This window comes from Pontibacter aquaedesilientis, assembly GCF_014773225.1.
Taxonomy (GTDB): Bacteria; Bacteroidota; Bacteroidia; order Cytophagales; family Hymenobacteraceae; genus Pontibacter; species Pontibacter aquaedesilientis.
In genome coordinates this window covers 119721-146302 of the sequence record NZ_JACXAJ010000003.1, presented here as the reverse complement: position 1 = coordinate 146302, position 26582 = coordinate 119721, and the positions used below count along the sequence as shown (strand labels likewise).

General features: G+C 52.4%; 19 protein-coding genes. 3 read left to right on the top strand and 16 right to left on the bottom strand.

All coding sequences use genetic code 11. From position 1 onward, the window contains the following. Positions 1-15: 15 nt before the first annotated feature. Positions 16-831 (top strand): alpha/beta fold hydrolase, encoded by an 816-nt coding sequence (locus H9Q13_RS09110; protein ID WP_191183489.1) that lies wholly within the window; start codon positions 16-18, stop codon positions 829-831. 1 nt (position 832) lies between these two features. Here the strand turns inward: H9Q13_RS09110 and H9Q13_RS09105 are convergent, their stop codons facing one another. The 12 genes from H9Q13_RS09105 to H9Q13_RS09050 all read right to left on the bottom strand — a co-directional run bounded on the left by H9Q13_RS09105 (position 833) and on the right by H9Q13_RS09050 (position 16758). After that, entirely contained in the window at positions 833-1519 is a 687-nt protein-coding gene (locus H9Q13_RS09105; protein ID WP_191183488.1) for a hypothetical protein, read from the bottom strand. A 117-nt stretch (positions 1520-1636) separates the two neighbouring features. Then, entirely contained in the window at positions 1637-3442 is a 1806-nt protein-coding gene (locus tag H9Q13_RS09100; RefSeq protein ID WP_191183487.1) for a hypothetical protein, read from the bottom strand. Positions 3443-3530: 88 nt separating this feature from the next. Continuing rightward, a complete protein-coding gene (locus tag H9Q13_RS09095; protein WP_191183486.1) occupies positions 3531-5723 on the bottom strand; it encodes a DUF4175 family protein in 2193 nt (730 codons plus the stop codon). After that, positions 5723-7240, bottom strand: coding sequence for a BatA domain-containing protein (locus H9Q13_RS09090; protein ID WP_191183485.1), 1518 nt, complete (start codon positions 7238-7240; stop codon positions 5723-5725). The genes H9Q13_RS09095 and H9Q13_RS09090 overlap by 1 nt, the downstream gene beginning before the upstream one ends. Before the next feature lie 55 nt (positions 7241-7295). Further along, positions 7296-8189 (bottom strand): DUF58 domain-containing protein, encoded by an 894-nt coding sequence (locus H9Q13_RS09085; RefSeq protein ID WP_191183484.1) that lies wholly within the window; start codon positions 8187-8189, stop codon positions 7296-7298. Next, positions 8182-8736, bottom strand: coding sequence for a hypothetical protein (locus H9Q13_RS09080; protein WP_191183483.1), 555 nt, complete (start codon positions 8734-8736; stop codon positions 8182-8184). Before H9Q13_RS09080 ends, H9Q13_RS09085 begins: the two co-directional genes overlap by 8 nt. A gap of 27 nt (positions 8737-8763) precedes the next feature. Further along, on the bottom strand, positions 8764-9759 hold the full coding sequence (locus tag H9Q13_RS09075; protein WP_191183482.1) for an AAA family ATPase: 996 nt from the start codon (positions 9757-9759) through the stop codon (positions 8764-8766). A 15-nt stretch (positions 9760-9774) separates the two neighbouring features. Next, positions 9775-12066: a S41 family peptidase gene (locus H9Q13_RS09070; protein WP_191183481.1), complete on the bottom strand. Its 2292-nt coding sequence runs from the start codon at positions 12064-12066 to the stop codon at positions 9775-9777. Positions 12067-12108: 42 nt separating this feature from the next. After that, positions 12109-12726 carry a DUF4159 domain-containing protein gene (locus tag H9Q13_RS09065; RefSeq protein WP_191183480.1) on the bottom strand — a complete coding sequence of 206 codons (618 nt, stop codon included), beginning with the start codon at positions 12724-12726 and terminating at the stop codon, positions 12109-12111. A gap of 98 nt (positions 12727-12824) precedes the next feature. Further along, the gene (locus H9Q13_RS09060; protein WP_191183479.1) at positions 12825-14141 is read right to left on the bottom strand and encodes a TldD/PmbA family protein; all 1317 of its coding nucleotides are present in this window, start codon (positions 14139-14141) and stop codon (positions 12825-12827) included. A gap of 31 nt (positions 14142-14172) precedes the next feature. Then, entirely contained in the window at positions 14173-15819 is a 1647-nt protein-coding gene (locus tag H9Q13_RS09055; protein WP_191183478.1) for a TldD/PmbA family protein, read from the bottom strand. Positions 15820-16101: 282 nt separating this feature from the next. Beyond that, the gene (locus H9Q13_RS09050) at positions 16102-16758 is read right to left on the bottom strand and encodes a septal ring lytic transglycosylase RlpA family protein (RefSeq protein ID WP_191183477.1); all 657 of its coding nucleotides are present in this window, start codon (positions 16756-16758) and stop codon (positions 16102-16104) included. Between the two features lie 319 nt (positions 16759-17077). Here H9Q13_RS09050 and H9Q13_RS09045 point away from each other — a divergent pair, with 319 nt between their 5' ends. Beyond that, a complete protein-coding gene (locus H9Q13_RS09045; RefSeq protein WP_191183476.1) occupies positions 17078-17992 on the top strand; it encodes a DUF72 domain-containing protein in 915 nt (304 codons plus the stop codon). Positions 17993-18163: 171 nt separating this feature from the next. On the opposite strand, the gene H9Q13_RS09040 is transcribed toward H9Q13_RS09045, so the two are convergent. The 3 genes from H9Q13_RS09040 to dgt form a co-directional block, all read right to left on the bottom strand. Then, positions 18164-20248, bottom strand: a complete 2085-nt coding sequence (locus tag H9Q13_RS09040; RefSeq protein ID WP_191183475.1) for an insulinase family protein — start codon at positions 20246-20248, stop codon at positions 18164-18166. Between the two features lie 11 nt (positions 20249-20259). Continuing rightward, complete coding sequence (locus tag H9Q13_RS09035; RefSeq protein WP_191183474.1) at positions 20260-21597, bottom strand: M16 family metallopeptidase; 1338 nt, start codon at positions 21595-21597, stop codon at positions 20260-20262. 228 nt (positions 21598-21825) lie between these two features. Then, positions 21826-23199 carry a dGTP triphosphohydrolase gene (dgt, locus tag H9Q13_RS09030; RefSeq protein WP_191183473.1) on the bottom strand — a complete coding sequence of 458 codons (1374 nt, stop codon included), beginning with the start codon at positions 23197-23199 and terminating at the stop codon, positions 21826-21828. Positions 23200-23824: 625 nt separating this feature from the next. Here dgt and H9Q13_RS09025 point away from each other — a divergent pair. After that, complete coding sequence (locus H9Q13_RS09025; RefSeq protein WP_191183669.1) at positions 23825-24283, top strand: Hsp20/alpha crystallin family protein; 459 nt, start codon at positions 23825-23827, stop codon at positions 24281-24283. Between the two features lie 63 nt (positions 24284-24346). Here H9Q13_RS09025 and H9Q13_RS09020 read toward each other — a convergent pair whose 3' ends face one another. Then, positions 24347-26503 carry an IPT/TIG domain-containing protein gene (locus H9Q13_RS09020; protein WP_191183472.1) on the bottom strand — a complete coding sequence of 719 codons (2157 nt, stop codon included), beginning with the start codon at positions 26501-26503 and terminating at the stop codon, positions 24347-24349. Positions 26504-26582 lie beyond the last annotated feature (79 nt).

Genomic DNA, 26582 nt, shown 5'->3' with positions numbered 1-26582 from the left:
TAAACAAGCACTGCCATGAGACACCGCCTTCCTGACGGACTGGAACTACACTATGAACTCCACGGAAATAGAGAAGCCTCGCAGGCGATGGTGTTCCTCAACGGGCTTTCCCAGTCAACAGCGGCCTGGGCGGGGCTGGTGCACGCGTTGGGCAAGCAATATCAGTTAGTATTGGTGGACCTGTTGTTTCAGGGCCAGTCTGATGAAGGACCGGAGCACCGTACCTTTGAAGGACACGCCGCCGATCTGGCCGACTTGCTGCGGAGTCTGCAGCTGCCAGCCGACACCACACTGGTGGGTATCTCCTATGGCGGTGCGGTGGCGCAGCGGTTTCTGGTCAATTTTCCGGGCCTGGTGCAGCGGGGGGTGCTGCTTTCAACCTTCCCTTACAAAGACGCTTTCTTCGACTCGATTGGGGCCAGCTGGAAACAGGCATTGCTGGCAGGCGGTTATCCGCTGATGCTCGACGTAATGCTGCCTTTTGTACTGGGCCGCAGCTATTTCCTGAACCCCATTATCACAATAGAAAACCTCAAAAGCAGCAAAACGAGCCAGAGCCCGACCCCGGAGCGGCTGCTCAAGCTGGTGCGCGCCACCGAAGAAAGCGGTAACTACCTCGAAGCGCTCAAAAAGGTACAGGTGCCGGTGCTGGTCGTGCACGGCGAAGAAGACATGCTCTGCACCCCGGAGATGGGCCGCGCCATGTACCAGTCGTTGCCGCATGGGGAGTTGGAAATCTTGCCGAAGGTGGGCCACACCCTTAACCTGGAGTGTATACCTGACCTGATTCAGCTACTCCATACATTTGCGGCCAAGTCTCTGTCAACTTAATCTACCTGAGCTCGATGCGGTGCGTATAGTTTGTGCCGTATGCCACCATAATGGTGTCCATTTGCTCCAACGCCTTATTTAGCTTCCGGTCTATGCCTCTGGTTACGGCAATCACGGGAGTATGAGCCGGTATATAGAGCGGGTTCTCGGTGTACACCATACTGGCCGCTCCTGTAGAGTTCATAAACCTGTTGCTGTCCGAAACCAGGCCGCAAGTAAATTTAAAAATTGTGTTTAATTCAAATTCCCTGGCCTTAACAGGGTCGTTATAGACACAATGGATCGCTGTTTTGCGGGGGATATCAAAGTTGTAAACGAGTGTGGTGTCGGCACTGGGTAAGTGGCCGATCCGGAAATAGTTCGAAGAGCAGAAATAGGGGTCATTGTCAGCAGTAGAGATATTATAGCTTAAGCCATAAACCCGTTCATTAAGCTGGTGGTTGGCCTTGAATTTAAAGCGGTAAAAGCCCTTGTCGTCTGTTTTGGTGGTCAGCTCATTGACATCGAGGGATACAGGCCTATCCTTGATGAGTTTAACCCACATAGCAGCCATTGGCTTGGCACCGCCGTCTGTCGTGATGCGCCCTTCTATCACAACATCTGTTGGCACCGGTGACTCCAGGCTACAGCTGCTTAACAACAGCAGAAAAAACCAGATAAGCTTGCGGTTGAGAAGGTGAGGAATCATCTGCTTACTTTCGAAGTATGAGAACCAATTAGAACAAATCGGTTTTAAGTCAATTTTGTTAAGAAGAGCCTGAATGGGATCATCCTGTAGCCCGAAATTATCTGGCTGTCAATTTAGTTAAAGTTTCTCCTCCAGCCACAAAAAACCGCTGCTCAGCACAAACAGCAGGAAAAACCAGACTACCGGAACCTGCTCTTCTGTATAGGCTGTAGTGTTTTTAGAATTCGGGCTGCGCTGCTGCGTGGCAAACTGCAACGTCGCGTCCCGCTTGCCTTGTATGGCTTGGTGTGTCCACGCTGTGCTGTCCTGCACCAGAAAATAGAATGGCTTTACTCCCTCTGCTTCTACCACATGCCAGCCCAGGCGGCGTGGCCAGAAAGTGCCTTCGTGCATCTCTGGTTGGAAGATGCTTTGTTGCAGGGCTATACCTGTCTGGGTGGTATCGGTAAGATGCCTGATGGTAGCTTCAGGGACTGAGCTCGCCTCACGCCAGGTATAGTCCGTTAGCTTTAAGGTAGCAGGTTGGTGAAGCTGCGGCACTTGTGGTTTGGCCAGTTGCCAGAACTTCTCCTGCACTTCCCGCTTGGCAACCGACGAAAGCAAATGCGCCCAGTAGCTGGCGTAGGTGCTTTGTTTGCCCTCGAGTTGCCAGCTAAAGGTTTGGGGCACCACCGATAGCGCCACGGTGCCCCAACCTGCCCTGCGGCCAGCTGCCAACAGGTTGTTGCCTTGCTCTTCTATCAGTCCCGTTACCGCCTCGCTGCTGACCAAAGTAAAGGGCGAAGCAGGTATAGCCGTGGCCGTGGTACCGTTCGTCCAGCGGGCGCGGGCGTTGCGGGTGTCTTGCTGCGACAAGCGTTTGCTTTGGAAGTTGGTGAAGAAAGCCGTCGTGCGGTTACCCAGCTGTTCGCCCGCGATGGTCAGCACGCCCAGTCCGTCTTCAGTAACGGATCGCTGCAGTGCTGTCCGCTCGATGCTGCTGAGTTCCTGCAAGGCCTGCGGCTCCGTAATGACCACATCGAATTGCTGCAGCAATCTGGCTGAGATGCGGCCTAGGTCCGTGTGCGGCATGTTCAGCCACTCGCGCTGGTGCATGCCCTTGCTGACGGTGCTGCGCAAGGCTACTTTGTGCTGCAACTGCCCCAGGTGGTTTTTCAGAAATTTAAACTCGAAAAGCGGGAACGATGACACCAGCAACACGGCGGGCTTGGCGGCAGGGTATACCTGCACAGGCACCAGGCCGAGGGTATCTGTTTTGTTGCCGGATTTCTCAATGAGCGTGTAGGTATAGCTACCCTCCTGTTTCGGGGTATAGCGCAACTGAAAGGGATGGCGGCCAGTTTCTTTTAAGGTAATGGAGTCGCGTGCCTGCCCAAAGGCCTGCAGGTAGAGGGTGGTTTCTTTGTCGGGTGTCTGGGTGTATTGTCCCGCCACCGTTATGGGTTCTCCAAGTGTAATAGCTTCTGGCCAGGTGATGGAGGCTATACCGGCAGGCATACGGGACAAATGCGGTACCAATGTCGTGTTTTGCAAGGCCTGTAGTTCCTGTTCTGCCAATCCAAAGCCCAGTACATGCACGGTCTGTACCTGAGGATTTTCAAGGCGGAAGGTATAGAGGTCAGGTATAGCAACTGCTTTGGAGGAATTGGTTTGGTAGGTATAGATCAGCGGCCTTGGCTCCAGCCTGTCAAGCAAAATGTCGAGCGAATCAACTTCATACCCCTCAGTCAGTAAAATAGCGATGCTTGGGTCGAGTGCCCGCTGGAAGGTGGGCGGGAAAAGTATTAGCACCAGACTTATACCTGCCACTGCGCTAGCCAATAGCCGCCATGCCAGTCGCCTGCGGTCAGGCCGCCGCCATGCCAGCCAGCCGAGCAAAAGTACGGATAAGATAGCGAGGAGGTATGGTAGGGTGGTGGCCATTTAATTGTCTGAATCAGGGTCTTTAGGATTAAGAAAGATTTTCAGGATGGATCATGTGGCTCAGCAAGTAAGATTAACTGCTAACTGTTTACTGGTTACTGTACTCTGATAACTGTTTGAGATAACTTCTCGCCAGCTTGCTTCGCGTCGTGCCCTGCTTCTGTGGCGATGGTTTGGCTGGTGGCAGCAATTCATGCCAGGCCCGTTCTATCGTCATCAGGCAACTCTTACAAAGCACCCGATTCGCGTTGATGTCGGCGATGAGGGTGCGGAGGTCCTGCATGGCGCGGAGGTAGCGACCGGGTTTGGCCAGCGCCTCTTGTGCCAGTTCCTTTCCGGCCCGCTCGAGAAGCGCCACATCCTGTTGGCTATACCTGTCGCCCTGCTTTTGGCGCTCCAGCCACTTTAGTGCTTCGCGGGTATGCGGCAGTTTGGTTTCGGCCTCAATGGTTCGACGCTCCGTGGGGGCTTTTATTTTGCTCAGGTCGCCTGTCAGTCGCTTTTCGGGTTCTTTGAGCGGCGGCGGGTCGAAACCCGTTTTGGCGGCGTAGGCACGGGTGCTTTGCTGCACCTCCTTAAGCATGCGCAGTGCCTTGTACTCGTATGGCAAGGCCTCTTTCGGACGATGGGTGCGCAGCCGCAGTTCAGCTTCCCACATCTGGGCCAGAGCGCCTTTCAGTTTTGCTTTCACGGCAGGCTCAAAGAAAGTGGCGGCCTCCTCTTGGTCGTGCTTGTGCAGGTAGGGGTCGAGCAAGGCTTCCACACTGGTCTGGTCTTCGAACTCGGGGTGATCATGGCCATCGCCTGCAAAGTGCTCCTCTTCCTTATGCCCTTCTTCGCCCTCCGGTATACCACCGCCCGGACCTATACCTGACTCAAACTCCTCACCCAAAAACTTACCGTAGCGCAGCCGCAGCAACTTTTGATCTACCCCCAAATTGTTGCTTCGTTCCTCGAAAACAGGCCTGCTCAGTGATTTTTGCGCTTTGATCAGCTTTTCGGTGTCGATGATGATCTGGCGCTGGCTGCGGAAGTACTCCGGCACGGGGTTCACGCCCATGGTCAGGTCGTCCATGCTCTCCACGATGGTCGTGTCCTCAATCTGCACAAAATACGTTTCGGAACGGGTATAGCCGCGGTGGTTGTCCCATGCCTGCACATAAAAGTAGAGTTCGTCGCCGTAGGTCATGCCCAGTTTTTGCAGGTCGAGGGTCTTGTTCACGCTGAAACTGCGGCGCTGTCCGCTAAAGCTGAGGCTAATCTTCTCTTCCCGAAACTTCACCGCTTCTCCCGAGCCTTTGGCCACTGTGGCAATCATGTTGGCGTCGCGCAGGCCATAGTCATCGGAAAGTTCGGCCCGGATGGTGACGCGCTGCGGGTCACCGAACAGGATCTCGGTGTACTGCTCGGGCTTCGTGATTTGAATAGACGGGGCTTCGTCCGGAATGATCTCCAAGGTATAATAGGCTGACTTCTGCCCGTTAATAGCAATGTGGTAGAGCGCAGGCTCTGTGAATGTCTGCGATAAGGTATAGCGACCTTTTTGAGATTGCAGCGCAATGGGTTTTCCTTCGTTCAGGACCAATTCTAAAGTGCGGGCAGGCCGGTTGGTTACAATGCGCCAGTCGACCGTAGCTCCCTGCTCCACCCGCAGATTGGGCTGCTCTGCTTTATAAGGTTTGCGGCCGGTATAGGCAGGTGGCGTGACCGTGATTTCGATGTTCTGAATCGTAACAGCCGTGTCGGCTACTGCTGCGGGTGTGTCGGGGAAGTCGAGCTGCATGGGGCCCGAAGAGGTAGAATCGGCGATGGAAGCGGCTGGCAGTGCTGCTATACCTGCCGCCATGAGCAAGGCGATGCCTAGTGCCATGTAGGTCGGCTTCTTTTGCAGATGAAAAACCGACTGCTTTTCAGGTATAGCGGTTTGCAGCTGACTGGCTACCCGCTGCTGTTGCAGGCGCTCCAACAGGTTGAGTTCGGAAGCGGGTCGAAGCAAAAGTCCGGCGCTGTCTTCGAGTTGCGGGTAGTTGCGGTTAAGGTGACGAGCCACCTGCTGCAGGTCGGTTTGTTCTACATGGCGCCAGGCCCAGATCAGGTATAGCACTCCTCCCGTCATAAGCGAAACTGCCACTGCTACCAGCAAAGGCACTTCCAGTCGCCACTTGTACAGGATGGCAGCTCCCACCAATGCTACGGCCAGCGCCTGCAAGGTATGCAGCCACACTTTCGCCCGGATGTACTCCCGGCGGATGCGCTGTAAGGTATGGAGGCTGTCCTGCATTAGGCGGTTTTTCGTTTGGAAGTGATGATTCGCTCCGCTAAAAATAAGAGAAATGCTAACAACACCAGCCAAGGTATAAGACTATACTGTTGTCTTTCTTGCTTGTCCTGTTTGCTGATGGGCTGCACCATGGCGGGCTTCAGTTGCGTTTCGTCCAAGGCGCGGGCGTCGTAGTGGCTGGCGGCTTGCTCTGGCAGAATTAAAGGCAGCAAAAGCTCAGGCAATTGTGTACTTTGCCCCAGTTGGCTCCATGCCGGCCCAAAGCCGCTTCTGAAATGATAAACCTTGCCCAAGCCCAGCCGCTGCTCTGAAAGCAAAGGCTCTCCGGTGGTTATCTGCCAGATAGGGTAGGCATTGTTAGGGGCTATACCTGTTGTTGCAAGCTGATGGATGCTGATTTTTTCTATACCTGCCGAGGCCAGCTGCGCAGTCGTGGCCGTTGGCTCCGAGGCTGATTGCACCCATAGTTTGGCGCCCTTTTCCTGAACCTGCTCCAGCCAGGTACTGGGTACCTCTTCACTGCTTAGCCAAAACAGCCAAGCTGCAGACGTATCGGCCGGGGTTGTTTTAGAAATTTGTTGCGTCTCGATAGGGATACCGGTGTAGTGGCTAATCGCCTGTACAGCCGCTTGCAAGTAACGCACTTCTGACTGCTGCCCCTCGTCATAGGCTATACCTATGCGGAGAGGCTCTTTATTGATTTCAATTCTGTGAGGCACACTGTTGCCCTGCTGTGTTGTAAGGGAATCTCCCTCTGGGCTCAATTTAACCAAGCTGCCATTGATGTTCGTTTCTTGGGCAAGAGCGGCCACTGTCACAGAATGATAGGTAGTGCCTTCGCGGTTGCTGTGGCCTGTGATGAGCAAGAGGCTGTCGGAGCTTAAGGAGTATGCGGCTTGTACCCAGTTGGTTGTGCTTTCCAATGCAACTGGTACCCAACGGATGTTCTCTTGCAATGCAGTTGGAGTACCGCTAAAATGCCGCTGCTGGTCAGAGGTAAAGAGCCAAACACTATCCTCTGCTTGGTCGTATCGTTGTGCTAAAGCCGGAAGTAAACCCCAGTAATTGCCGCTGCTCACCACAGAGTCCGTTGGGTTGCCGCTGAGCGTCTGCCAGGCTTCGGCAGGTATAACTTCAAAGGTGGAGGTGTAACGGTGCAAGGTATAGCCACGCTGCAACAGGTTGTCTACAGTAGGTTTTATTTGGCGGATAGCCGTGCTATGCAACAATTCGGGACTGATTAAAACAGCTTTTTGAGCTTGCTGCGAAGTGGCAGCGCCTTCCCAAACTGGTTTCGCCAAAGCCACCGCTACAAGTAGGAGGATGCAGCAACGCAATACCAGTAGCCACACATCGCTTAACTGGATACTACTCCAACGCCTGCTCGCTGATGGCTCCAGCCAGCGCAGATTCCCAACCTTCACAGTCTTCCCCTGCCGCCTGTTCCACAGGTGGATCGCAATCGGAACCAGTACAGCCGACGCCGCAAATAACCAGATGGGAGAGAGAAAGGTCAATTCAGTTAAAAAGTTAGAAATTTTAGAAGTTAGAAATTATTCACTCATTCACAATTCACCCCAACACCAGCCTGTTTTTCAAAAACGCCCGCAGCGCCTTATCTAGTGGCTCGTCGGTCACGAAGCGGTCGTAGGCGATCTGGCGGTTGCGCATGGTTTTTTCGGTTTGCTGCAGCCAGTGTTGCAGCTTGGTGAGGTAGGTTTTGCGCTGTTCGGCAGTCCCTACCTGCATGGTCTGGCCTGTTTCCAGGTCTTCGAAAGTGAGCGTGCCCTCAAAGCTGAAATCCAGTTCGTTGCGGCTCATCAGATGGCACAAGAGTAACTCATGCCGCTGTGCCCCCAGCTTATAAAGGAGGTCCGTGATCTCATGCTCGTGCTCGTAGAGGTCGGTCACAAAAACGGTCAGTTCCTTTTGGCGGCGTCCTGAAAAAATATTGTGGACCGTGGCTACGTCTGGAAAGCGTCCACTGGGCTTTATCTCCGCCAACTGGTGCCAGAAACGCTGCAGGTGCATGTTGTCGGAGCGGGGCGTCAAGTTGATGAGCTGTTGCTCATGCAGCACATACAAGCCCACCGCATCGCCCTGGGTGGTGGCCAGATAGGCCAGCGAAGCCACCAGAAAGCGGGCATAATCCATTTTGGACAAGCCATTAATGTCCTCGTGCCCCATCGAGGCACTGCCGTCCACGATAAACCGTACCGTGATGTTAGTATCCACCTCGGCTTCCCGGATATAATAGCGATCGGAGCGGGCGAACATTTTCCAATCGAGCTGGCGCAGGTCGTCGCCGGGCTGGTAGCTGCGGTACTGACTGAACTCCAGTCCGGCCCCCCGCCGCAAGCTCTGGTTCTGACCGCTCAAAAAACCCTCGACCACCGTTTTGGCCAGCAGCGGCAGGTCTTTGATGGTCGCCAGTACTTTCGGGTCGATGAATTTCTCTTTAGACAAGGGTGCAGCGGAGTTTGAGTTTCTTGGTCTGTGATTCTATCAAATGCTCGTCCAGTATAATATCCACACCCCCGATCAGCTCCTGCCGCGCCTGTAGCATTATTTTCTTGCCGTGCGCATAAAAGACCATGGCGCAGTCGTGCAGCACGGTTTTCTCACCGGTGCTGTTGCAGTTCTGGTAAATCTCAATCATCAGGATAGGGTCGGAGAACACACGCAGACTGGAGAGTTTGCTGAACTGCAGGGCCCCTTCTTGCCAAAGCGGGGCGCTGCTCACGTTCACTTCGAACTCGTAGTATGTGGTGGCATCCTGCGAACACAGCCGGTAGTCAGCGCTGATGTTAATGTAGGTCCTGAACTTGCCAGGCACACTGTTGATCGTGGACATGGCCAGTGCAAATCCGCTTGCCCAGAACAAAAAGCTGCCGCCTGCCTCTTCCACCTGCAGCCTGTCTGCATAAAAGAAGTAAATTCGCTCGCCGAGCACAGTGCGCAGCACCCTGAGCTGCTCGTCACTTATCTTGACAACATCCATTTCTTCTCGCATACTATACCTTGTTTAGTTCTGCTAAGCTTACGCCAATATAGCTTTGGGTAGTTTAATATGCTGCAGCAATTCTTCCACCACCTGGTCAGGAGTAATGCGCTCCGCCTCAGCTGTGAAATTGACCAGTATACGATGGCGCAGCACAGGGTAGGCCATCGTCTGCACGTCGGCGGCCGTCACGGCAAAGCGCCCCTGCAGCAAGGCCCTCGCCTTAGAGGTGAGAATAAGTGCCTGCCCCGCCCTTGGGCCTGCCCCCCAACGCACGTAGCTTTTGATGTGCTCGCTCGAAGTCGTATCAGGGCGAGTGGTCCGTACTAGCTGGTTAACGTAGGTCAGCAGGTCCTCGCTGATACTCACCTCCCGCACCAGCTGTCGCAGCTGCAGAATCTCCTCGCCCGAAATGGCGGGGTATACCTGCTCCTGCCGGGTACCTGTGGTGCTAGTGAGTATGTTGAGCTCTTCCAACTCGGTCGGGTATTTTATTTTAATATACAGCAGAAAGCGGTCCAGCTGCGCCTCCGGCAGCGGGTAAGTACCTGCCTGCTCGATCGGGTTTTGGGTGGCGAGCAAGAAGAAAGGCTTCGGCAAGGTATAGGTGGTGCCTGCGTAGGTCACTTCGTACTCCTGCATGGCCTCCAGCAAAGCCGCCTGTGTTTTGGGTGGCGTCCGGTTTATCTCATCGGCCAGCACAATGTTAGCGAATATTGGGCCCTCATTGAATTTAAAAAAACGCTTGCCTGTGGCGTGGTCCTCTTCCAGTACCTCGGTGCCGAGGATATCGGTTGGCATAAGGTCGGGTGTGAACTGGATTCTCCGGAAGCCCAAATCCATCGCATTTGCCAAAGTACGCACGAGCAAGGTCTTCGCCAGTCCGGGCACACCCTCCAGCAAGCCGTGTCCACCAGCCAGGAGTGTGATGAGCACCTCGTCGAGCACTTCCTCCTGCCCCACGATTACTTTCTGTATCTCCTGCTTGAGCTGTGGCAGCTTGCCGAGGAGTTGGTTGATGTCTTGTTCAGTCACGTTACCTAAAATCTTTTATAGTGCTTCGCCTGCTAATAGAATAGCTTTCTCCAGAAACTCGTCGCGGCCCTCACGTATGCCTTGTATGGTTTTTTCCACATACACATCCGGTAGGATGCCTACACCATGAAGCTGCGAACCATCGTGTTTTAGTACCTTCATACCTGTCCACGAGATTCTGTAGCCACCCGGTAGCATAAATGGATTAATATTCCCGTTGGTGCCCGCTGTGGGTTGCCCTACGATAGTAGCCAGTTTATAATGTTCAATAAAGCTCATATAGCTCTCGGCATAGCTGATGGCCTGCCCATCAATCAGGAAAATGACCTTGGCCGTCAGGCGCGGCGACTTCGGCCTTAAGCCCCAACTCGACTTCCTATACCCTACTATCTTTTCCTGGTCAGGGTAGATGATGTGCGGGGTCTGCATCCACTGCGACGACGTGTCTCTGGCAGGCAGCAGATAGTTGATGAGGTCATGATTGCTGTTCGGATAGCCCCGCAGATCGCAGATGATGGCCTTGCTTTGCTGCAAAGTCGGCATGGCTGCTTTGATATCTTTCATGGACGCTTTGCCGATATTAACATACGTTACACCAGCAGCGACAGACCTGATATTTTCCGTGGAAGGTATAGCCGTACGCACTTGATTGTAAGAGAAGTTTCTTTTGAGTTCCAAGTCAGTTGTGGAGTTGTCTGCTTTGAGCACCGCCAGTTTCAGCGTTGATTCATGCTCCCCCAAGAGCGATTCTGATTTTGCCCTGTGATTGAGCCAGCCTGGGGTGGCAGCCGATATGTACTGGTGCAGGTTTTTGAAATAGGTTTCTGGTGCCGTGCCATCTATGCTGGTTACAATGTCGCCTCTCGTCAAAGGTATAGCTTCGTCATACACAGCCGTTATGGCCAGTTTATCCTCCACCCATTCCCAGGCGATTGGCGGCAGGTGCGTGGCTTTGTTCTCAGGAGTAGTTACCCACACATGCCCGTCTTTTAGTTTGGCGGTAAGCAGTTGTAGCGTTTTCTGAAAGTCGGTCGCCGTTTGGTCGGTATAGGCACTGGCAAGTGCCTGGCGCAGGTCTCGGTGCCAGTCTGTTTTGGCGATGTCGAAGTACGGGTAGAAGTGCTGGAACACGTTCCAGGTAATGGCAGTATTGCCAAGACGGGTATACAGATTGGCACCGTTGATGTCGCTTGCAGGTATAGCCTCCAGTTCTTTCCGAAGCTTCGTGAGCAAAGTCCTATCAGCGGCTGGATAGGTCTGTGCTTCGGTGCCGTAGAGGGCCAGCGGAACTATGGCCTTTACACCGCCGGCTAAAGTTTTGGCAATATGTTCTCCTAGCTTAGGATGTGACTTGAAAATCTGCGAAGTCTTCTTCTTTACTAAAACGCTGGCCTCTTCGCTTTTAATGGAAAGCCATTTGTCGTCCTTGCTATTCTGTCGAATCATGAACAGGTACCCGTTGCCAGGCTTCCAGCTTAAACCACTGCTAAGTATTTTATCAGCTAGACCTTCCTTTTCGCCTGTAAATTGCTCGTTGTATATCTCTTTCCAGGTGCCGTTATCGTTTACCTTAAGGCTCATGTCGTCCAGCCACAGCTCTCCCTCGCCCATCAAAAAAGCGCCAACCACTATTTTATCAGCCCCTTTGTCCACTTTGCCTTTGATTTCATAGGTCGTCCATTGGTCTGATTGTATGGAGCGGCCTCCCATGTTGTCGAAAAATCCTGTGGAGTTGTTTGTTTTATCTACTCTTACCCACAGGTGGCCTGTTCCTGAGCCTGTAGCCCGTTTCACTTTGCCTGTGAACATGAACTCCTTGCCCTGGAACTCAGAAGCCGGAACAGCTTTCATGATAGGCCCGAACTGGGCCGAAGATGTTTTGACTAACACGGGCCTATTGGTGCGCAGGCTTATGTATGGGCTGTTCTTACCGCCTTGCCCCATACCTTGATGCTGCCAGGCAATGGTTTTGTATTTCTTAAGGCTGGGTGGTGTGGTAGCTGCTGTGTTGAATTTCACTTCCTCATTCTCCAGGTATACCTGGACCGTCGGGGCGATAGGTTGGAACAAGGCGGTGAGCGTGGCTTTCAATTCCTCTGGGCTTTTGCAGCCCTCAACGTGCTTACTGCCATAGATGGCGAAGCGGTCCCAATCGATTTCGGAGGCTTCGTCACTTGGGTGGAAGTAGCGCACGTAACCGTACAGTTTGGTAAAGGCAGCGGCATTATCGATTTTCCTGTCCTGCTGACCATAGACCTGACCGAAAGCAAGTAGAAGAAGAAGGAAGTAGAGTGATTTCTTTTTCATAGCATATATTTTGTACTGTATATATTAGATATTACTAATATACTAACTCGTCAGCGCGTACATTATTATATTCACTCCAAACTTGGTGTTGTCCTCAGCCAGCCAGCGTTTGTTTCGAAAGTCGTAGTCCCATTCGCAGCCGTAGTCTTTGTTGCTGTAGAGCACCCCGATTCTGCCGTTTACCTCTATTGCTTTCAGGTAGTCGTGCACCAGGTCGTCGCCCCAGCCATTGAGCTCGAATGAGGTAGTGGGTGGACCATCTTCAAACGTGAAGAAGCTACGGTAGATCTTGTGGTTGTTAGGTATCTTTTTGAGTGCCCCCTGCCCGAAAATCTGCTTCATCTGCTCCTCAAACGACCTCGCGAACAAACCGTCGATGTCGTGGTTGCAGTCGTCTACAAACACAAAGCCGCCATTGCGCACGTAAGTCTCGAAGTTTTGCCGCTCCTTTTGGTTAAACTGCACCAGCCGGTGGCCGCTCATGTAGCTGAAAGGGTAGTTGAAGAGCTCGGCGCTTTCCAGCGAAATCACCTTCTCCTGCTCGTTCACCTTCACGGTGGTGTACTCGATGAGCGAATGCAACAGGTTGCTCGGCATACGCGGGTCAGTATCCCAGTTGCCGGAACGGTACTGCAGTCGGACAAAGGTGAAAGGTTGCAAATGGAGTTCTGAGTTAGAAGTGCTGAGTCTCGAGTTATTTGTAAAATGAATGCCGTACACAGATTAGCATACGGCATCCAAGGTATAAGCTGCAGTGGCTACACCGCGTCAGACAAGCTGGTGAAGGTGAAGTCACGGATCTTCATCGGCGGAACCAGGTTGCCGTTGATACGCTGCGGCCTGCCCAATGCCTCTAGATTGTTGAGCATGATAATCGGACTCTCATTGAAGCGGAAGTTCTTGACAGGATACTGGATTTTGCCGTTCTCAATATAGAAGGTACCGTCGCGGGTAAGGCCGGTATAAAGCAAGGTCTGAGGGTCCACGGAGCGGATATACCACAGGCGCGTTACCAGGATGCCGCGCTTCGTGCTCTTGATCATGTCCTCCAGGGTCTGGTTGCCGCCTTCCATCACCACCCCGCCCGGGTTTGGTACAGACTTAGCCCCGGTTTTTTCGGCCCAGAAACGGGAGTTGTACAGATTTTTTACCACACCTTTTTCGATCCAGGTCGTCTTCTCTCTTGGGCGACCGTCGCCAGCAAAAGGCGCTGACGGGATTTCGGGGTGCAAAGGGTCGGAGTATACCGTAATACGCTCATCGAGCAACTTTTCGCCTAATTTGGTTTTTCCGCCGGGCTTGCTCAGGAAGCTGCGGCCCTCTTCGGCGTTGCGCTGGTCCATGTTGCCAAACATGTTGCGCAGCAGGTCAATGGAGGCCGCGGGCTCCAGAATAACGGTATACTTGCCGGGCTCCAACGCTTTGGCGTTACGGGAGTTCACAGCTTTGCTGGCCGCTATCTGCGATGCGCTGGCCGTATTGAGTTTGCTTGCGTCACTGAAGTCCTGCGTGACATAGCCTGAGCCGGTGCCGTCTTCGGTACGCATGGTTACCGAGAAGTCCACCACCGTGGACGGATGGTAGCCAAACAAGCCTTTGGAGTTGAGGCGAGCCATAAAGCTCGTCGAGTGCTCCAGGAAGCCTGCGGCTGTTAAACCTTTGTCAGCAGCGGCCTTTATACTCTTAGCCGCAGCCTCTGCTCTGTAAGCAGGGTCTATTTTGGCGGTAGAGTCGAAATACGCTTTTGTGGTAATGTACTTCTGCGGACCGAGCATGGGCACGTACTCCGGGCTTTCCGGCGCAATGCGTGCAATCTCCTCGGCGCGGCGCACTACCTTCTCCAGCGAAGCATCATCAAACTCGTTGATGGTCGCCACACCAGAGCGTTTGCCAAAGCGCGACTCCACTGACATAGACACGTTTTCTTCGGCACCGCTGGTCGATACCTCGTTTCGGGCGTAGCGGATGTTTCCGCCAATATTGCCACTGAGTGTGACCTCACACTCATCAGCCTTTGAGTAAGCCAAAGCCTTTTTCAGCAAAGCCTCGGCTTGTTCTCTTGTATATATTGCCATTTTACTTAATGCTCATTTAGAAAGTGTAAGACTATATTTTACGGGCCGTGTTGATCACATTCACCCCATTGAACCGGGTGTGGGAAGATCCGTGTGAAACCGCGCTAACCTGGCTTGGCTGGCCTTTGCCATCGAAGAAAGAGCCGAACAGGCGGTAGTCGCTTTCGTCGCAGGAGCCGGCGCAGGAGTTCCAGAACTCTTGCGTGTTGCTCTGGTAAGCCACGTCCTCAAGCATACCCACAATCTTGCCTTTGCTGATTTCGTAAAACGCCGTGCCACCAAACTGGAAGTTGTAGCGCTGTTGGTCTATAGAATAAGAGCCACGGCCGGCAATGTAAATGCCTTTGTCCACGCCGCTGATGAGCTGGTCCACGTTCATTTTCTGCTTGCCCGGCGCCAACGATACGTTTGGCATGCGCTGGAACTGCACAGAGCTCCAGTTATCGGCGTAGCAGCAGCCATGCGATTCTTTCTCCCCAATAATATGAGCCTGGTCGCGTATGGCCTGGTAGTTCACTAGTATACCGTCTTTTATCAGGTCCCACTGCTTGGTCTTCACGCCCTCATCGTCCCAGCCAACGAGACCGAGCGAACCCTTTTGCGTTTTGTCTGCGAAGATGTGCACTTTGTCAGAGCCGTATTTGAAATTCTTGGATTTCCACTTATCCAGTGTGGCAAAAGAAGTACCGGCATAGTTAGCCTCGTAGCCCAGCACACGGTCTAGCTCCAAGGGGTGACCCACTGATTCGTGGATGGTCAGGCCGAGGTGGTTCGGGTCCAGAATAAGGTCATATTTACCGGCGGCTACTGACTTGGCAGTTAGCTTTTCTTTAGCTTGCTTGGCGGCTAAGGCGGCGTCTTCTAGCATGTCGTAGGCGTAACGGTAGCCCATCAGGCCAGTGCCTTCCGGCCCCTTTATCTTTTCGCCCGCCTTCGGGATCATATATTCCCAGCCCATGCCCATTGGGGCGCTCAGGGCCTCGCGGGTTCTAAATTTGCCACTGGTTTTGTCGACAGCCGTTACCGTAAAGTTTGGCCAGATGCGGTGAATATCCTGGTCGATGTAAGAGCCGTCGGTAGAGGCAAAGTATTTCTGCTCGTTCACCTGGAAGAGCGCCGAGTTCACGAAGTTAGCCCCATTCTCCATGGCCTTGGCGTTAGCTGCCAAGAGCAGGTCCGCTTTTTCGTTGATCGGTACCTCAAAAGCGTTCTTTTCGATAGGCGTTTTCCAGCTTACCTCACCGTAGCTTTTCACGGGGGCAAGCTGAACGGGCTCCTTTTGGAGTTTGGCATTGGCCTTGGCGATGGCCACAGCCTCGTTGGCGGCCTTGGCTATCCCTTTGTCGCTCACGTCGGAAGTGGCGGCAAAGCCCCAGGTGCCATTGGCCAGCACCCGTACACCCACACCGTATGATTCGGCGTTCACGATGTTCTGCACCTGCTTTTCACGTGTGAAAATATACTGCTGCAGGTAACGGCCAATGCGCACATCGGCATAGGAGGCGCCGCTTGACTTGGCAGTATTCAGGGCAATATCAGCCAGCCGCTTTTTCAGGGCAGGGTCCACCTGTTCCAGCGCTCTCTCCGGAGAGATAATGTCGCCGAAAACAGGGATGGAAGGCATCATGAGCCCGCCAAAACCCAGCGCCGATAGCTCAATAAAATGACGTCGTTTCAAAGTTTTTAAGGTTAAGGTTTAGAGAAGTTTCGTTTTAGGTAACTAAGTTTAGTGATTTGCACGCTCATATCAAAGTATAGACACCAGTTATCAGCCCGATTGTAGCTTTTTCTAGATAAAGGCTGTTTATACCTCTACAAAATCTGTTGGCCGGATAGTAGAAAAGAAGGTACAACACCAACCAGGTGCTATACCTGCGACGACTATGAGCCCTAAAAGCAAAAAAGCGGAAAGCCCTCTAGGGGCTTTCCGCTTTTCGCTTATCAGTAATTGTCTAGTCTTCTAGGCTTCGCGAACCTTTCCCGCCAGGCCTTCTTCTTCGAGTAACTCGTTAAAGGCCTCAGCTTCGTTTATGTTATTGAATTTGCCGGCTTTTACCAGAACGACTTTCTTGCCGTTTACCTGCTCCTCCGCTATCTCCAACGGGAGATGCTTGTCGAAAGCCTTCAATTTCTGGCTAAGCGCAACTGCCTGCTGGTAGTCGGTCGTCTCGATTGTCTGGATGGTATACCCAGTGGCATTGAAGGATGGAGCGGCAGAAGCCAGCCCTGACTCAGTGGCGTCGAGTACTTCTACTTTTACCTTGGCCACGCCGCTTGCATGAATCTCAAGCTTGCGAGCCGCTGCTTCTGATACATCGATAATGCGGTTGCCTACAAAAGGGCCCCGGTCGTTGATGCGCAGGACAACTGACTTTTTGTTGGCTGGGTTGGTCACTTTGACCATGGTGCCGAAAGGCAGAGTTTTGTGCGCGGCGGTCATTTCGTTTTTGTTATAGCGCTCGCCGCTGCTGGTTTTTCTGCCGTGGTATTTACTACCATACCAAGAGGCAGATCCAATTTGGGTTATGTCGTTGCTTTGTGCGAAAGTTGGTTGACTAACTCCGATAAATAGAAAAATGATTACTGTTAAGATAAAGCACTTTCTATCGTTCTTCATATAGTTATTAGTTGGTGAAGCCGCAAAGATACGGAATAATTTTCAAACGAGGCCTTTTACGCGCTATATTGCAAAAGGGTGTAGGGGGATACGCGCTACCCCGCAAAGTTGCTATAAGTCACGTAATGCAAAAAACGCCATTCAGGAGACATATGAGCATATTTTCAAGTATCGTTTTTCAAGATGAGGTCATGCTCGCTTGCTGAAAATATTTTTGCTTTTTTCTTCTGACCTGCTGCCATAACGGGAACTTTCAGGAAGATATTTTGTTAAGGCCGAATCTTTTGCCAAAGCGTATATTCGATAAAAACACAGTGCCATGGACTTTGGAAAACTCTCCGATCTCAGTCTCGTCGACTTCACCCTGCCACCCGACCATCCGGATACTGTGCCGCTGCTAAACAGGTATAGCACAGCGAAAAAGGAAAAGGCGAAGGTATACGTTGGGCTGCCCGTGTGGGTCAACAAGGCCTGGGTGGGCGAGTACTACCCGGCTGGCATGAAGGAGAAGGAATCGCTGCTGTGGTATGGCAAACAGTTCCATACCATTGAGCTGAACAGCACGCACTATCATATTCCCGGCCCGGATACCATAGAGCGCTGGCGGAATTCCGTTCCGCAGGGGTTCACCTTCTGTCCCAAATTTCCGCAACTTATTAGTCACGAAGGGCCACTTGTGAGCTCCCTCGACCTGACGGCCACTTTCTGCGAAGCCATTGCGGGGCTGGAGGATAAACTGGGCTGTTCATTTTTGCAGTTGCCACCCTACTTTGGCCCGAACCAATTGCCCGACTTGGAGAAATTTGTCCAGTATATACCGGAGAGCGTGCCCCTGGCCGTGGAGTTGCGTCACCCAGATTGGTTCGTAGACCATGTGGCCTCGCTGGAGCTGTTTGAAGTACTGGAGAAATACCGGGTAAGTACGGTGCTGACCGATGTTTCCGGCAGGCGTGACGTGCTGCACATGCGCCCGACCACGCCCACCGCCATGGTGCGCTTCGTGGGCAACGGACTGCACCCTACCGACTATACCCGCATCGACGATTGGGTGTCCAGAATTAAGGTATGGCTTGAGGCCGGCTTGCAGGAACTTTACTTCTTCGTGCATGAACCCGACAATATCACCTCGCCGGAGCTGGCCACCTACCTGATCGATCAACTGAACAAGGTATGCGGGCTCGACATAAAGCCCCCGAAGAAATTTGTGCAGGCGGTGCAGGGCGAGCTGTTTTAAAAGATCAAGGCTGCTGACGCAATTGTTATACCTGCGCTTCCGGAGATTCATACCAGTTTCAAGGTATAGCAAGGGCTTGTCGACGCCTCTAACAGGTATAGGCAGAACAAAAAAGCGGCGTGTCCTTCCGGATACGCCGCTTTACTTTGATTAACAAGGTAAGGGTGTTACTTACATTTTGAAGGTATCGTCGCTGATGCCTTTGTTCACTTCCACGCTCTGTACCTCTGCTTTGATCACCTGAGGACCAACAACAGTCTCAATCACGTGCGGGTATTTCACGCCGTTAACCTCTTTGTAGTTCTTGTAACTTTTGGTCTGCGTGATAGCACCCTGAGGCGTCTGCATGCTTTTTACGTCTTTCAAAAGCAAGCCAGTTGCCTTGTCAAAGTAATGCAGTGTCTTCTGGCCATTTTTTGCTGTGGCCTCTACCACATAAGCGTCAGCACCATCTACTTTTTCCTGACCGGCTACAGCTGTCTTAATGCCGAACTTCTCAAAGCGGGTCATCGAGAACATATCAGATTCAGCTTTTGAAGAAGCAAGCTCTTCGGCCGTCATGTCTTTGTTCACACCTTGCATAGGGGCTTCCATTTTGCCTTTGTCGCCGTTGATGATCACGCGCTGCATCGGGTTGTTGTTCATCAGGATCTGAATCAACATTTTGTCAGCGCCTTTTTGCTGCTGCTTAAAGGTAAGGGGCATGCCCTGCACGCTGGCATTCATGGTCACGGTCACATCTTTTACTTTCTCGATGTTCGCCTTGCCACCAATGGCCTGAATGTACTTTGCGATGAGCTGATCGGCAGTCACATCTGTAGGAACTGCTTTGGCAGCTGCCATGTCTACTTTTTCGCCAGAAGCGTCGAAGTAAGTGATGGTGTTGTCGTCTTTGTCGAAGGTCTTCAGTTTGTCAGCGATGTCCTTGGCATTACCAACGGCCAAAATGTAAAGCTGGTCAGGGCGCACATACTTTTGCGCCACACGCTGCACATCGGCTGCGGTTACGGCTTCTACCTTCTTCAGGTAGTTGGCGTAGTAGTCGGCTGGCAGGTTGTAACGGGCAGTCGCGATAGCGTACATGGCCACAGTGCCCGGATTCTCCAAACCACGTGCGAAGTTACCGGTGATATAGGCTTTCGCATAGGCAAGCTCCTTGTCGGTTACCTGCTTTGTTCTGATGTCGGTGAATTCTTTCATAAACTCGGCAGCGGCGCTGTCGGTAACGGCGTTGCGCACGCTGGCCGAGGCGTTGAAACGGCCCAGAATCTTGTCAGAAGAAAGCGAAGAGTAAGCTCCGTAGGTATAGCCATGCTTCTCACGCAGGTTCATGAACAGACGGGCTGTGCTGCCACCACCCAAGATGGTGTTCATTACCTGCGTTGCCACTACATCGTCAGCACCTGGCTTCAGCTCAGCTGGGTTCGTGAATGAAAGTACGCTTTGTACGGCGCTCGGACGGTCCACAATCACTACTTGTGTTTTGCCATCGTGCTTTGGCAGGTCGTAGTTGTGAGAAGGAACGTTGCCTTTTTTCCACTTGCCAAACGACTTGTTCAGCAGTTTCTTCATTTCCTTTGGCGTTACATCACCCACAACGGCCAGGTAGCCGATGTTCGGGCGGTAGTAGGTGCTGTAGTAGTTCTGGATATCAGCCAGCGTTACGTTCTCCACCGATTTCTCAGTAGTCAGCTCACCGTTCGGATGGTTCTTGCCGAAAAGCAACGTGTTGCGGATTTTGCCGGCAATAGCGTCCGGGTTGTCTTTCTCAGAAGCCAGGTTGGCGGCCATCTGCTTCTTTACCTTGTCCAGTTCTTCCTGTGTGAAGTTCGGATTTAGGAGGGCATCAGCAGTCAGGTCAAGTAAGGTAGGCAGGTTCTTCTTAAGGGAAGAAGCACTGAAACCGGTTGAGTTGAACGAAAGGTTCGCACCGATAAAGTCCACCTGCTCGTCGAACTGGTCTTTGCTGCGGGACTTGGTGCCTGTGCGCATCATCTGGCCCGCCATCGTTACATAACCTGCTTTGTCACCTTCCAGAATCGGGTCGCGATCGAGTACCAATGACATGCTTACTACAGGCAGTTTGTGATTTTCCACCACGTATACCTTCAGGCCGTTTTTTAGGGTGAAATGCTCGTACTTGCCCAGTTCAATTTTAGGAGCCGGACCAGCGGGAGGAGGCGTTTGTTTTGTCTGTGCTGTGGCCACCGTGGTGAGCGCCAGCATCAAAAGGAGTATGTTATATATTCTCTTCATCGTCATCTGAATTAATTGCTTGGTTGAGCTGACTTTGGCAGGTAGTGCAACACCACGCGGTTATTTTTGGTGAGGTACTTATTGGCCACACGCTGAATATCTTCTTTCGTCACTTTCATGTAGCGGTCGATCTCGTTGTTGATCAGGTTGGCGTCGCCGTAATATACATGGTAGTTGGCGAGGTTCTCGGCACGGCCAGCCACGGTGCTGTTCTGCTGCACAAACTGGCTCTCCATCTGGTTGCGTAGCTTCTGGAACTCACGCTCGCTGATCATCTCTTTCTTTACAAGATCGATTTCCGCATCCACGGCAGCTTCCAGGTCCTTCACGTCCACACCCATGTTAGCGATGGCGTAGGTCAGGAACAAGCCCGGATCTTCGGTTGGGAAAGGTATGGAAAGGGCAGCAACCGCCTTCTGCTGCTTGTCCACAATCGCCTTCGGCATACGGGCACTTTTGCCACCGGAAAGCAAAGTAGTCAGCATAGAAAGGGCATAGTGGTCTTCGGTGCCTTGTGCCGGGATATGGTACGCCTGGATAACGGCTGGCAACTGGATGTTGTCATACACAATCTTGCGACGCTCTTCCTTCTGGTCAGGCTCTACGATGTTTGGTCTCGGGATCGCCTGCGTGCCTTTCGGAATTTTGGCGAAGTACTGCTCGATCAGTTTTTTGGTCTCACCGATGTTGATATCGCCGGCGATGGAAAGCGTGGCGTTGTTTGGCACATAGAAGGTCTTATAGAAATCGCGGAATTCCTCGATTTTTGCATTGTTCAGGTCTTCAAACGTACCGATCGGGGTGATCTTGTAAGGGTGCTCTTTATAGGCAAGACCGAAGGTGTTCTCCAGAATAGTGCCGTAAGGCTGGTTGTCCACGCGCATGCGCTTCTCTTCCTGCACCACTTTGCGCTGTGTCTCCACGCCTACTTCGTCTACTTTGGCGCCTACCATACGCTCGGCTTCCATCCAGAGGCCAAGCGCCAATTGGTTAGAAGGCAGTAACTCATAATAGTAAGTGCGGTCAAACGAGGTGTTGGCATTGAGGGAGCCGCCTGCTGCCTGCACCATGTTCATGTACTGGCCACGCTCGATGTTCTCGGTACCTTCAAACATCAGGTGCTCGAAGAAGTGCGCAAAGCCCGTGCGGCCTTTTACTTCGTTTTTGGAGCCTACATGGTACAGCACCGACACGGCCACGTTGGGCGTGGAGTTGTCCTGGTGCAGAATCACATGCAGACCGTTCGGGAGGGTGTACTCCGTGAATTCGATCTTATTGCTCTTCGTCTGGGCGAAGGCCGCAAAGCCCGTAGCGCACCACATCAGGCAAAGGATAAGCTTACGTTTCATAAAATAAAGGTTTAGAAATAAGAATGCCCTATGACACGACTTGTGTTATAGAAACTATAAAATTAATCTAAAACTTGGAGGGGTTTTCCACAGGGAGTTGAAAAAACGGGCTTAATCTACAAACCTAGCACGTTCCTATATGAACCTGCCGATTCTATAGACAAAAAAGTCGGCCCTTGCACGTGGCTCAGGTATAGCTGCAAGGTATGGAATGAGTATACCTGCCAATCAATACATCCGCGGCAACTCAATTCCTTTTATCTTCCGGTACAGCCCGAGTGCGGCCTGGTCGGTGAGGCTGGTCACATAATCGGTGATGTGGATGATGCGCTCGTAGTCGGAGGCGCTTTCGGGCAATTTGAGAAACTGCGGCGGTATCAGGTCGGCTATTTTGCGGTGGTGCTTCGACTGAGGCAGGAAGGCGGCTTTCATGCAGGCATCCAACAGGCCTCCGAGTACTTCAAACCCGGCTGCTTCAATCTCCAAAACTGGCTTGTTACGGTAAATGAGCTCAATGGACAGGCTTTTGATCTCGTCCAGCACCGATTTGCAGGAGAGTTCGTTTACCAGTGGCTTGTCGTAGGTGCCGGCCAGGATGTCCTGCTCGTGTTGCAGGAAGATCTGGGCGGTTTCGTTGATGAGCTTGCCGATGATGCGGGCCCTAAGGTAGCCGATCTCCTCGCGCCAGTCATAGAACGTCAGGCTGGACACACGGTCTGGGGCGTCGCCCAGAATCTGGCGCAAAAGTGCTATACCTTGCTGATGCGGAACCAGCCCAAGTTTCAGGCCGTCCTCAAAGTCGATGATGCGGTAGCATATGTCGTCGGCCGCCTCCACCAGAAACGCCAACGGGTGGCGGTTATAAAACACTTCTCCGCCGTTCGCTTTTTTCAACAAGCCAAGTTCCTGCGCAATGGTATTAAACCAGGCCTTTTCGGTTTGGAAGAAGCCGTACTTTTTCTCGCTTGTATTTCTGGTGCCCGCTATCACCGGCAGCGATTCTTTGGGGTACTTGGTAAAGGTGGCCAACGTGGTATAAGTCAGGCTAAGGCCGCCGGGTAGGTTGCAATGCGCCGGATAGGTATAGGTAAGCACCCGGAAACCGGCGGCGTTGCCTTCGAAACGGTGCAGATCTGCCAGTTGGGTGTCCGTCAGGTTATTCAGAAACGGCTGCGCCCCTTCACTCTGGAAATAAGCAGAGATGGCATCTTCACCTGAATGGCCGAACGGCGGGTTGCCTATGTCGTGTGCCAGGCAGGCGGCCGCCACAATATCGCCAAAGTCTGCCTCCTGAATATTCTTCTCGCCGGTAAGCTCCGGGTGCCGTTCCAGGATGCTTTTGCCGACGATCCGGCCCAGCGAGCGACCCACCACCGACGCCTCCAGGCTGTGGGTGAGGCGTGTATGCACAAAATCGCTCTCGGGCATAGGCATTACCTGGGTTTTGTTCTGCAGACGGCGAAAGGCCGAGGAAAACACAATGCGGTCGTAGTCGCGCTGAAACTCCCCACGCACCGATTCGTCAGAGCTATACCTGCTGTCGTTTGTTTCAAAGCGTTTTTTAGAGATCAGGCGACTCCAGGAGGTAGTGTTTTGTGGCATGTCAGGTATAGGTATTGGTCAATCATGAAAAGCCGGGCTTCGTCTTCCAAAGATAGAGTTCCTGCTATAATAATGCTACCCTCCAACCGGTCATTTTGTGCTTTTGACAAGGGCAGTCGCTGCCGTGCTGTTATTTTTGTCTAAACGATGTGACTTTTGTTGGATTTCGATTTAATAAAATCGCGCGTAACAATACTTTTATGATAATCTGTGAAAATATATTTATAGTGTTTGTTGTTTAAATATAAGTTACTTCGAATAGCAAACTATCCTTGTTCATCAAGTAATGTTTCACAACATTTGTATTATTACACCTGACCCTTACCAAGCTATGTAAACTTTCGTGCGCTTTCCGAGCTCTGAAAACATTTTGAAACCGATCCATTATACCTTGCTTAGCCATTAGCCCACAGCATCTGAAAGCTAAGGCCGAGCCCAAATGAAAACAAATGAGTACCAGAAGACAGGTATAGGCTGCATCAGCTTATACCTGTCTTTTTTGTTTGCATTATCATATTCATGGTTAAACTATAAAGAATTCAAGTCGTAAAAATTAGAAGGGGTGCTTAGCACTGCTTTGATTGATGTTTAACCATAACTAGAAGGAGGTAATACGATGAAGCCAATGAGAAGGGAGCGAGGGGGCGAGAGTCTTGCCCCAAAATCTTTTTTCACAGATTTTTTCAGTGATGTAGATCGGTTTTTTGAGAATGACCTGTTCCGAATGCCAGCCCAGATCGGGCGGCAGCTGATGCGCAACATGCCGGCCACCAACATCCGCGAAAGTGAAAAGGAATACACGATTGAGTTGGCTGCCCCAGGTATGACCAAAGAGGACTTTAATATTGATGTGGATGAGGGCATGCTGACGATCAGCAGCCAGAAGGAAGAGGACAATAGCCAGGTGGAGGAAAATTTTACCCGGCGGGAGTATAACTACAGTTCCTTCAGCCGATCTTTCCGGTTGCCCGATGCGGTTAACGCAGAGGAGATAAAGGCCCGCTACGAAGAAGGCGTTCTGAAGATCAGCGTGCCGAAACGAGAAGAGTCTGGTAATAATCGTAAACGTGTGAATATTGATTGAGTAAACACATCCGTAAAGCAAAAGGGGGAGGCTGTAGTAGCCTCCCCCTTTTTGTTGCTATGCTTATAGCTTCACCACTTTAGTTGACCCGCTGTTGCTGCCTTCGCTCCAGCGGAGCAGATAAGTGCCGGCCGCCAAACTGGAAACATTGATTTCCACAATGTCTGTACCGTCTGAGACGGTGGCTTCGGTTTCAAAAATCAGCTTGCCTTGTATGTCGTAGAGTTGCAGATTGAGTTTCGAGTTGGCCCTTACCAGGTATTCGATCTGCAGCACTTCGCTAGGCGTGCCGTTTGCGTTGGCATTCAGGCCGATCGGGTTAGGGTATACCTTGAAGGTACGCAAGTCCTCGGGGTTGAGCACCTGTACTCTGGCCGAAAAAGACTCGGTTCTGTTTTTATACACAACCTTTATGCGATAATAGCTCCTGCGTGGCAATGGGCTTCTGTCCGTAAAGGTGTATTGGCCGGGTCCGGTGGCGCTTACTTGCCCGATATCTTCCCAATTCTGTCCGTTTTGGCTGCGCTGCACTACATAGGAGTCCACATTCGACTCCGTGTTGGTGGTCCAGACTACGTTCACAACACCAGTAGTCCCGAAGGTGGCATCGAAGGTAAACACCTCGGGTGCCAAGTTACAGTCCCCATCCAGCTTGGGCACGATCGGGGATCGGCCACCGCAGGCAGGCGGGTTAAGGCTGCGGGCCATGATCAGGTTCGCCCCTCTGAGATCGGCAGCGCCCAGGTCACGGATGATTCTGCGCGACTCGATCGCATAGTGCATAATGGCATTCTCCAGGATAACGTGCCCGAGTTGGTGCGCATGGCCTAGTTCATGCAGGATTACCGTCTGAAAATCGAATTGGCTTGGGCCCGGACTGCCGGGGCCATACTGCCAGTTAATGCTGTTGTTGATCTCCATGTCGAATTCCGTGAGCCAGAACACCGTGTCGCCAGCCGTTGCGCAGCCTCTGTAACGGCTGATGGTGCGTGCCAACACGCCCTGCCCTGTATCGGAGCTTGGCGCGAACCGGATAACGCTTCTGCCATCATCCGAGATCGTTTCGGTTGTGGTAGGCGTGCCAATCGTCCAGTTGACGTTAGTAGTGCATACCCAGCTGTTCAACGCTCGCCGGAAGCCTTCCTGGGCAGCTGACCTGCTTTGCATGCTGGGAGCGAACTGCAAGGTATAGCCTCCGCTCCTGTTGGCGTCTATCAACAGAGGTTGCACGGGGGTTTTGCCTCCCTGCGCCACTACGTTGGAGTAGGCAAATTCAATGGTGAGCGTCCCGATACTGGATGCGGACGTGCCGTCGTTGGCCGTCACCTTAACCGGGCCTGTGCCTGCCGTGCCTCCAGTAGGCGTGGCGGATGGTACCCTTACCCGGATCTGTGAGTTGGTCCAGGAAATGTAGTCCGTAGCGTATGGCTTTACCAACGTCTTGCCCCCGTCATCGGCGTTTCGAAACTCCACAAAGCCATTGCCCCGCGAACTGCCGAAGTTAGTGCCATTAATAGTGAGGATGGCATTGGTGCCGGCACTCGTTATGGTAGGCGAAATGGTGGTGACAACAGGGGCCTGCGTCGCCTCGGTTGCCTGCCGCCGCTGGCTTTGTTTCAGTATGCCGGAGTCCAGCTGTTCGTTTTCAACGATGGTTGTGAAGTTGCGGCCCGTACGGGTAGTCACGGTGCGGTAGAGTTCCTGCACAGATTCGTAGGCATTAAAAGGATCAGTGGCTGTTGCGCTCTTTGTGTCATATCCTACAAACCCTTGGCGGCTGGCATAGGGCGTCATCACCGGAAGGTTCGTGCTGGAAGCTATACCTGCCTGGGAGCCTTTGGTCAGGAAAAACAAGCCCTGCTGACCCTTGTAAAGCTTCAGTGCCGAGGATACCTCGTGCCTGGTTAGTCCGACAGAGCCTCCCTCTGTGATCACTTCGAGTTGTTTTTCGCGCAATTCGCCCTTAAACAGTTTGAATAACCGGACGGTATAGGCTGTGTAGATGTTCTCCTGGCGGGCGTCCCAAAAAGAGCGCTGGGCCACAACCTCGCCCTCCACTATGATCTCAGCGGCCTTGGTGCGTTCCTCCAGCGATATCGGCGACATGTGCAGGCCTTCGGAGGCGAATGCGGGCAGAATAAGTACCGAAAACAATAAGGCTAGTATAGCTGCGACCCTTGAAGACCCGTAGCTGATGGGTGTGTAAAATGAAATGGTCATAGAATGGTGCGGGTTGACAATTTTTCTGTTGCTATTTAGTACGGTGCCAAGTCTGGAAACGTGTATTTCGTCTTCTTAC

Coding starts and splice junctions, on each gene's coding strand:
- H9Q13_RS09025 (WP_191183669.1), top strand. CDS start 23,825: ATGAGAAGGGAGCGAGGGGGCGAGAGTCTTGCCCCAAAATCTTTTTTC.
- H9Q13_RS09035 (WP_191183474.1), bottom strand. CDS start 21,597: ATGAAACGTAAGCTTATCCTTTGCCTGATGTGGTGCGCTACGGGCTTT.
- H9Q13_RS09070 (WP_191183481.1), bottom strand. CDS start 12,066: ATGAAAAAGAAATCACTCTACTTCCTTCTTCTTCTACTTGCTTTCGGT.
- H9Q13_RS09020 (WP_191183472.1), bottom strand. CDS start 26,503: ATGACCATTTCATTTTACACACCCATCAGCTACGGGTCTTCAAGGGTC.
- H9Q13_RS09095 (WP_191183486.1), bottom strand. CDS start 5,723: ATGCAGGACAGCCTCCATACCTTACAGCGCATCCGCCGGGAGTACATC.
- H9Q13_RS09110 (WP_191183489.1), top strand. CDS start 16: ATGAGACACCGCCTTCCTGACGGACTGGAACTACACTATGAACTCCAC.
- H9Q13_RS09050 (WP_191183477.1), bottom strand. CDS start 16,758: ATGAAGAACGATAGAAAGTGCTTTATCTTAACAGTAATCATTTTTCTA.
- dgt (WP_191183473.1), bottom strand. CDS start 23,199: ATGCCACAAAACACTACCTCCTGGAGTCGCCTGATCTCTAAAAAACGC.
- H9Q13_RS09040 (WP_191183475.1), bottom strand. CDS start 20,248: ATGAAGAGAATATATAACATACTCCTTTTGATGCTGGCGCTCACCACG.
- H9Q13_RS09105 (WP_191183488.1), bottom strand. CDS start 1,519: ATGATTCCTCACCTTCTCAACCGCAAGCTTATCTGGTTTTTTCTGCTG.
- H9Q13_RS09060 (WP_191183479.1), bottom strand. CDS start 14,141: ATGGCAATATATACAAGAGAACAAGCCGAGGCTTTGCTGAAAAAGGCT.
- H9Q13_RS09045 (WP_191183476.1), top strand. CDS start 17,078: ATGGACTTTGGAAAACTCTCCGATCTCAGTCTCGTCGACTTCACCCTG.
- H9Q13_RS09080 (WP_191183483.1), bottom strand. CDS start 8,736: ATGCGAGAAGAAATGGATGTTGTCAAGATAAGTGACGAGCAGCTCAGG.
- H9Q13_RS09100 (WP_191183487.1), bottom strand. CDS start 3,442: ATGGCCACCACCCTACCATACCTCCTCGCTATCTTATCCGTACTTTTG.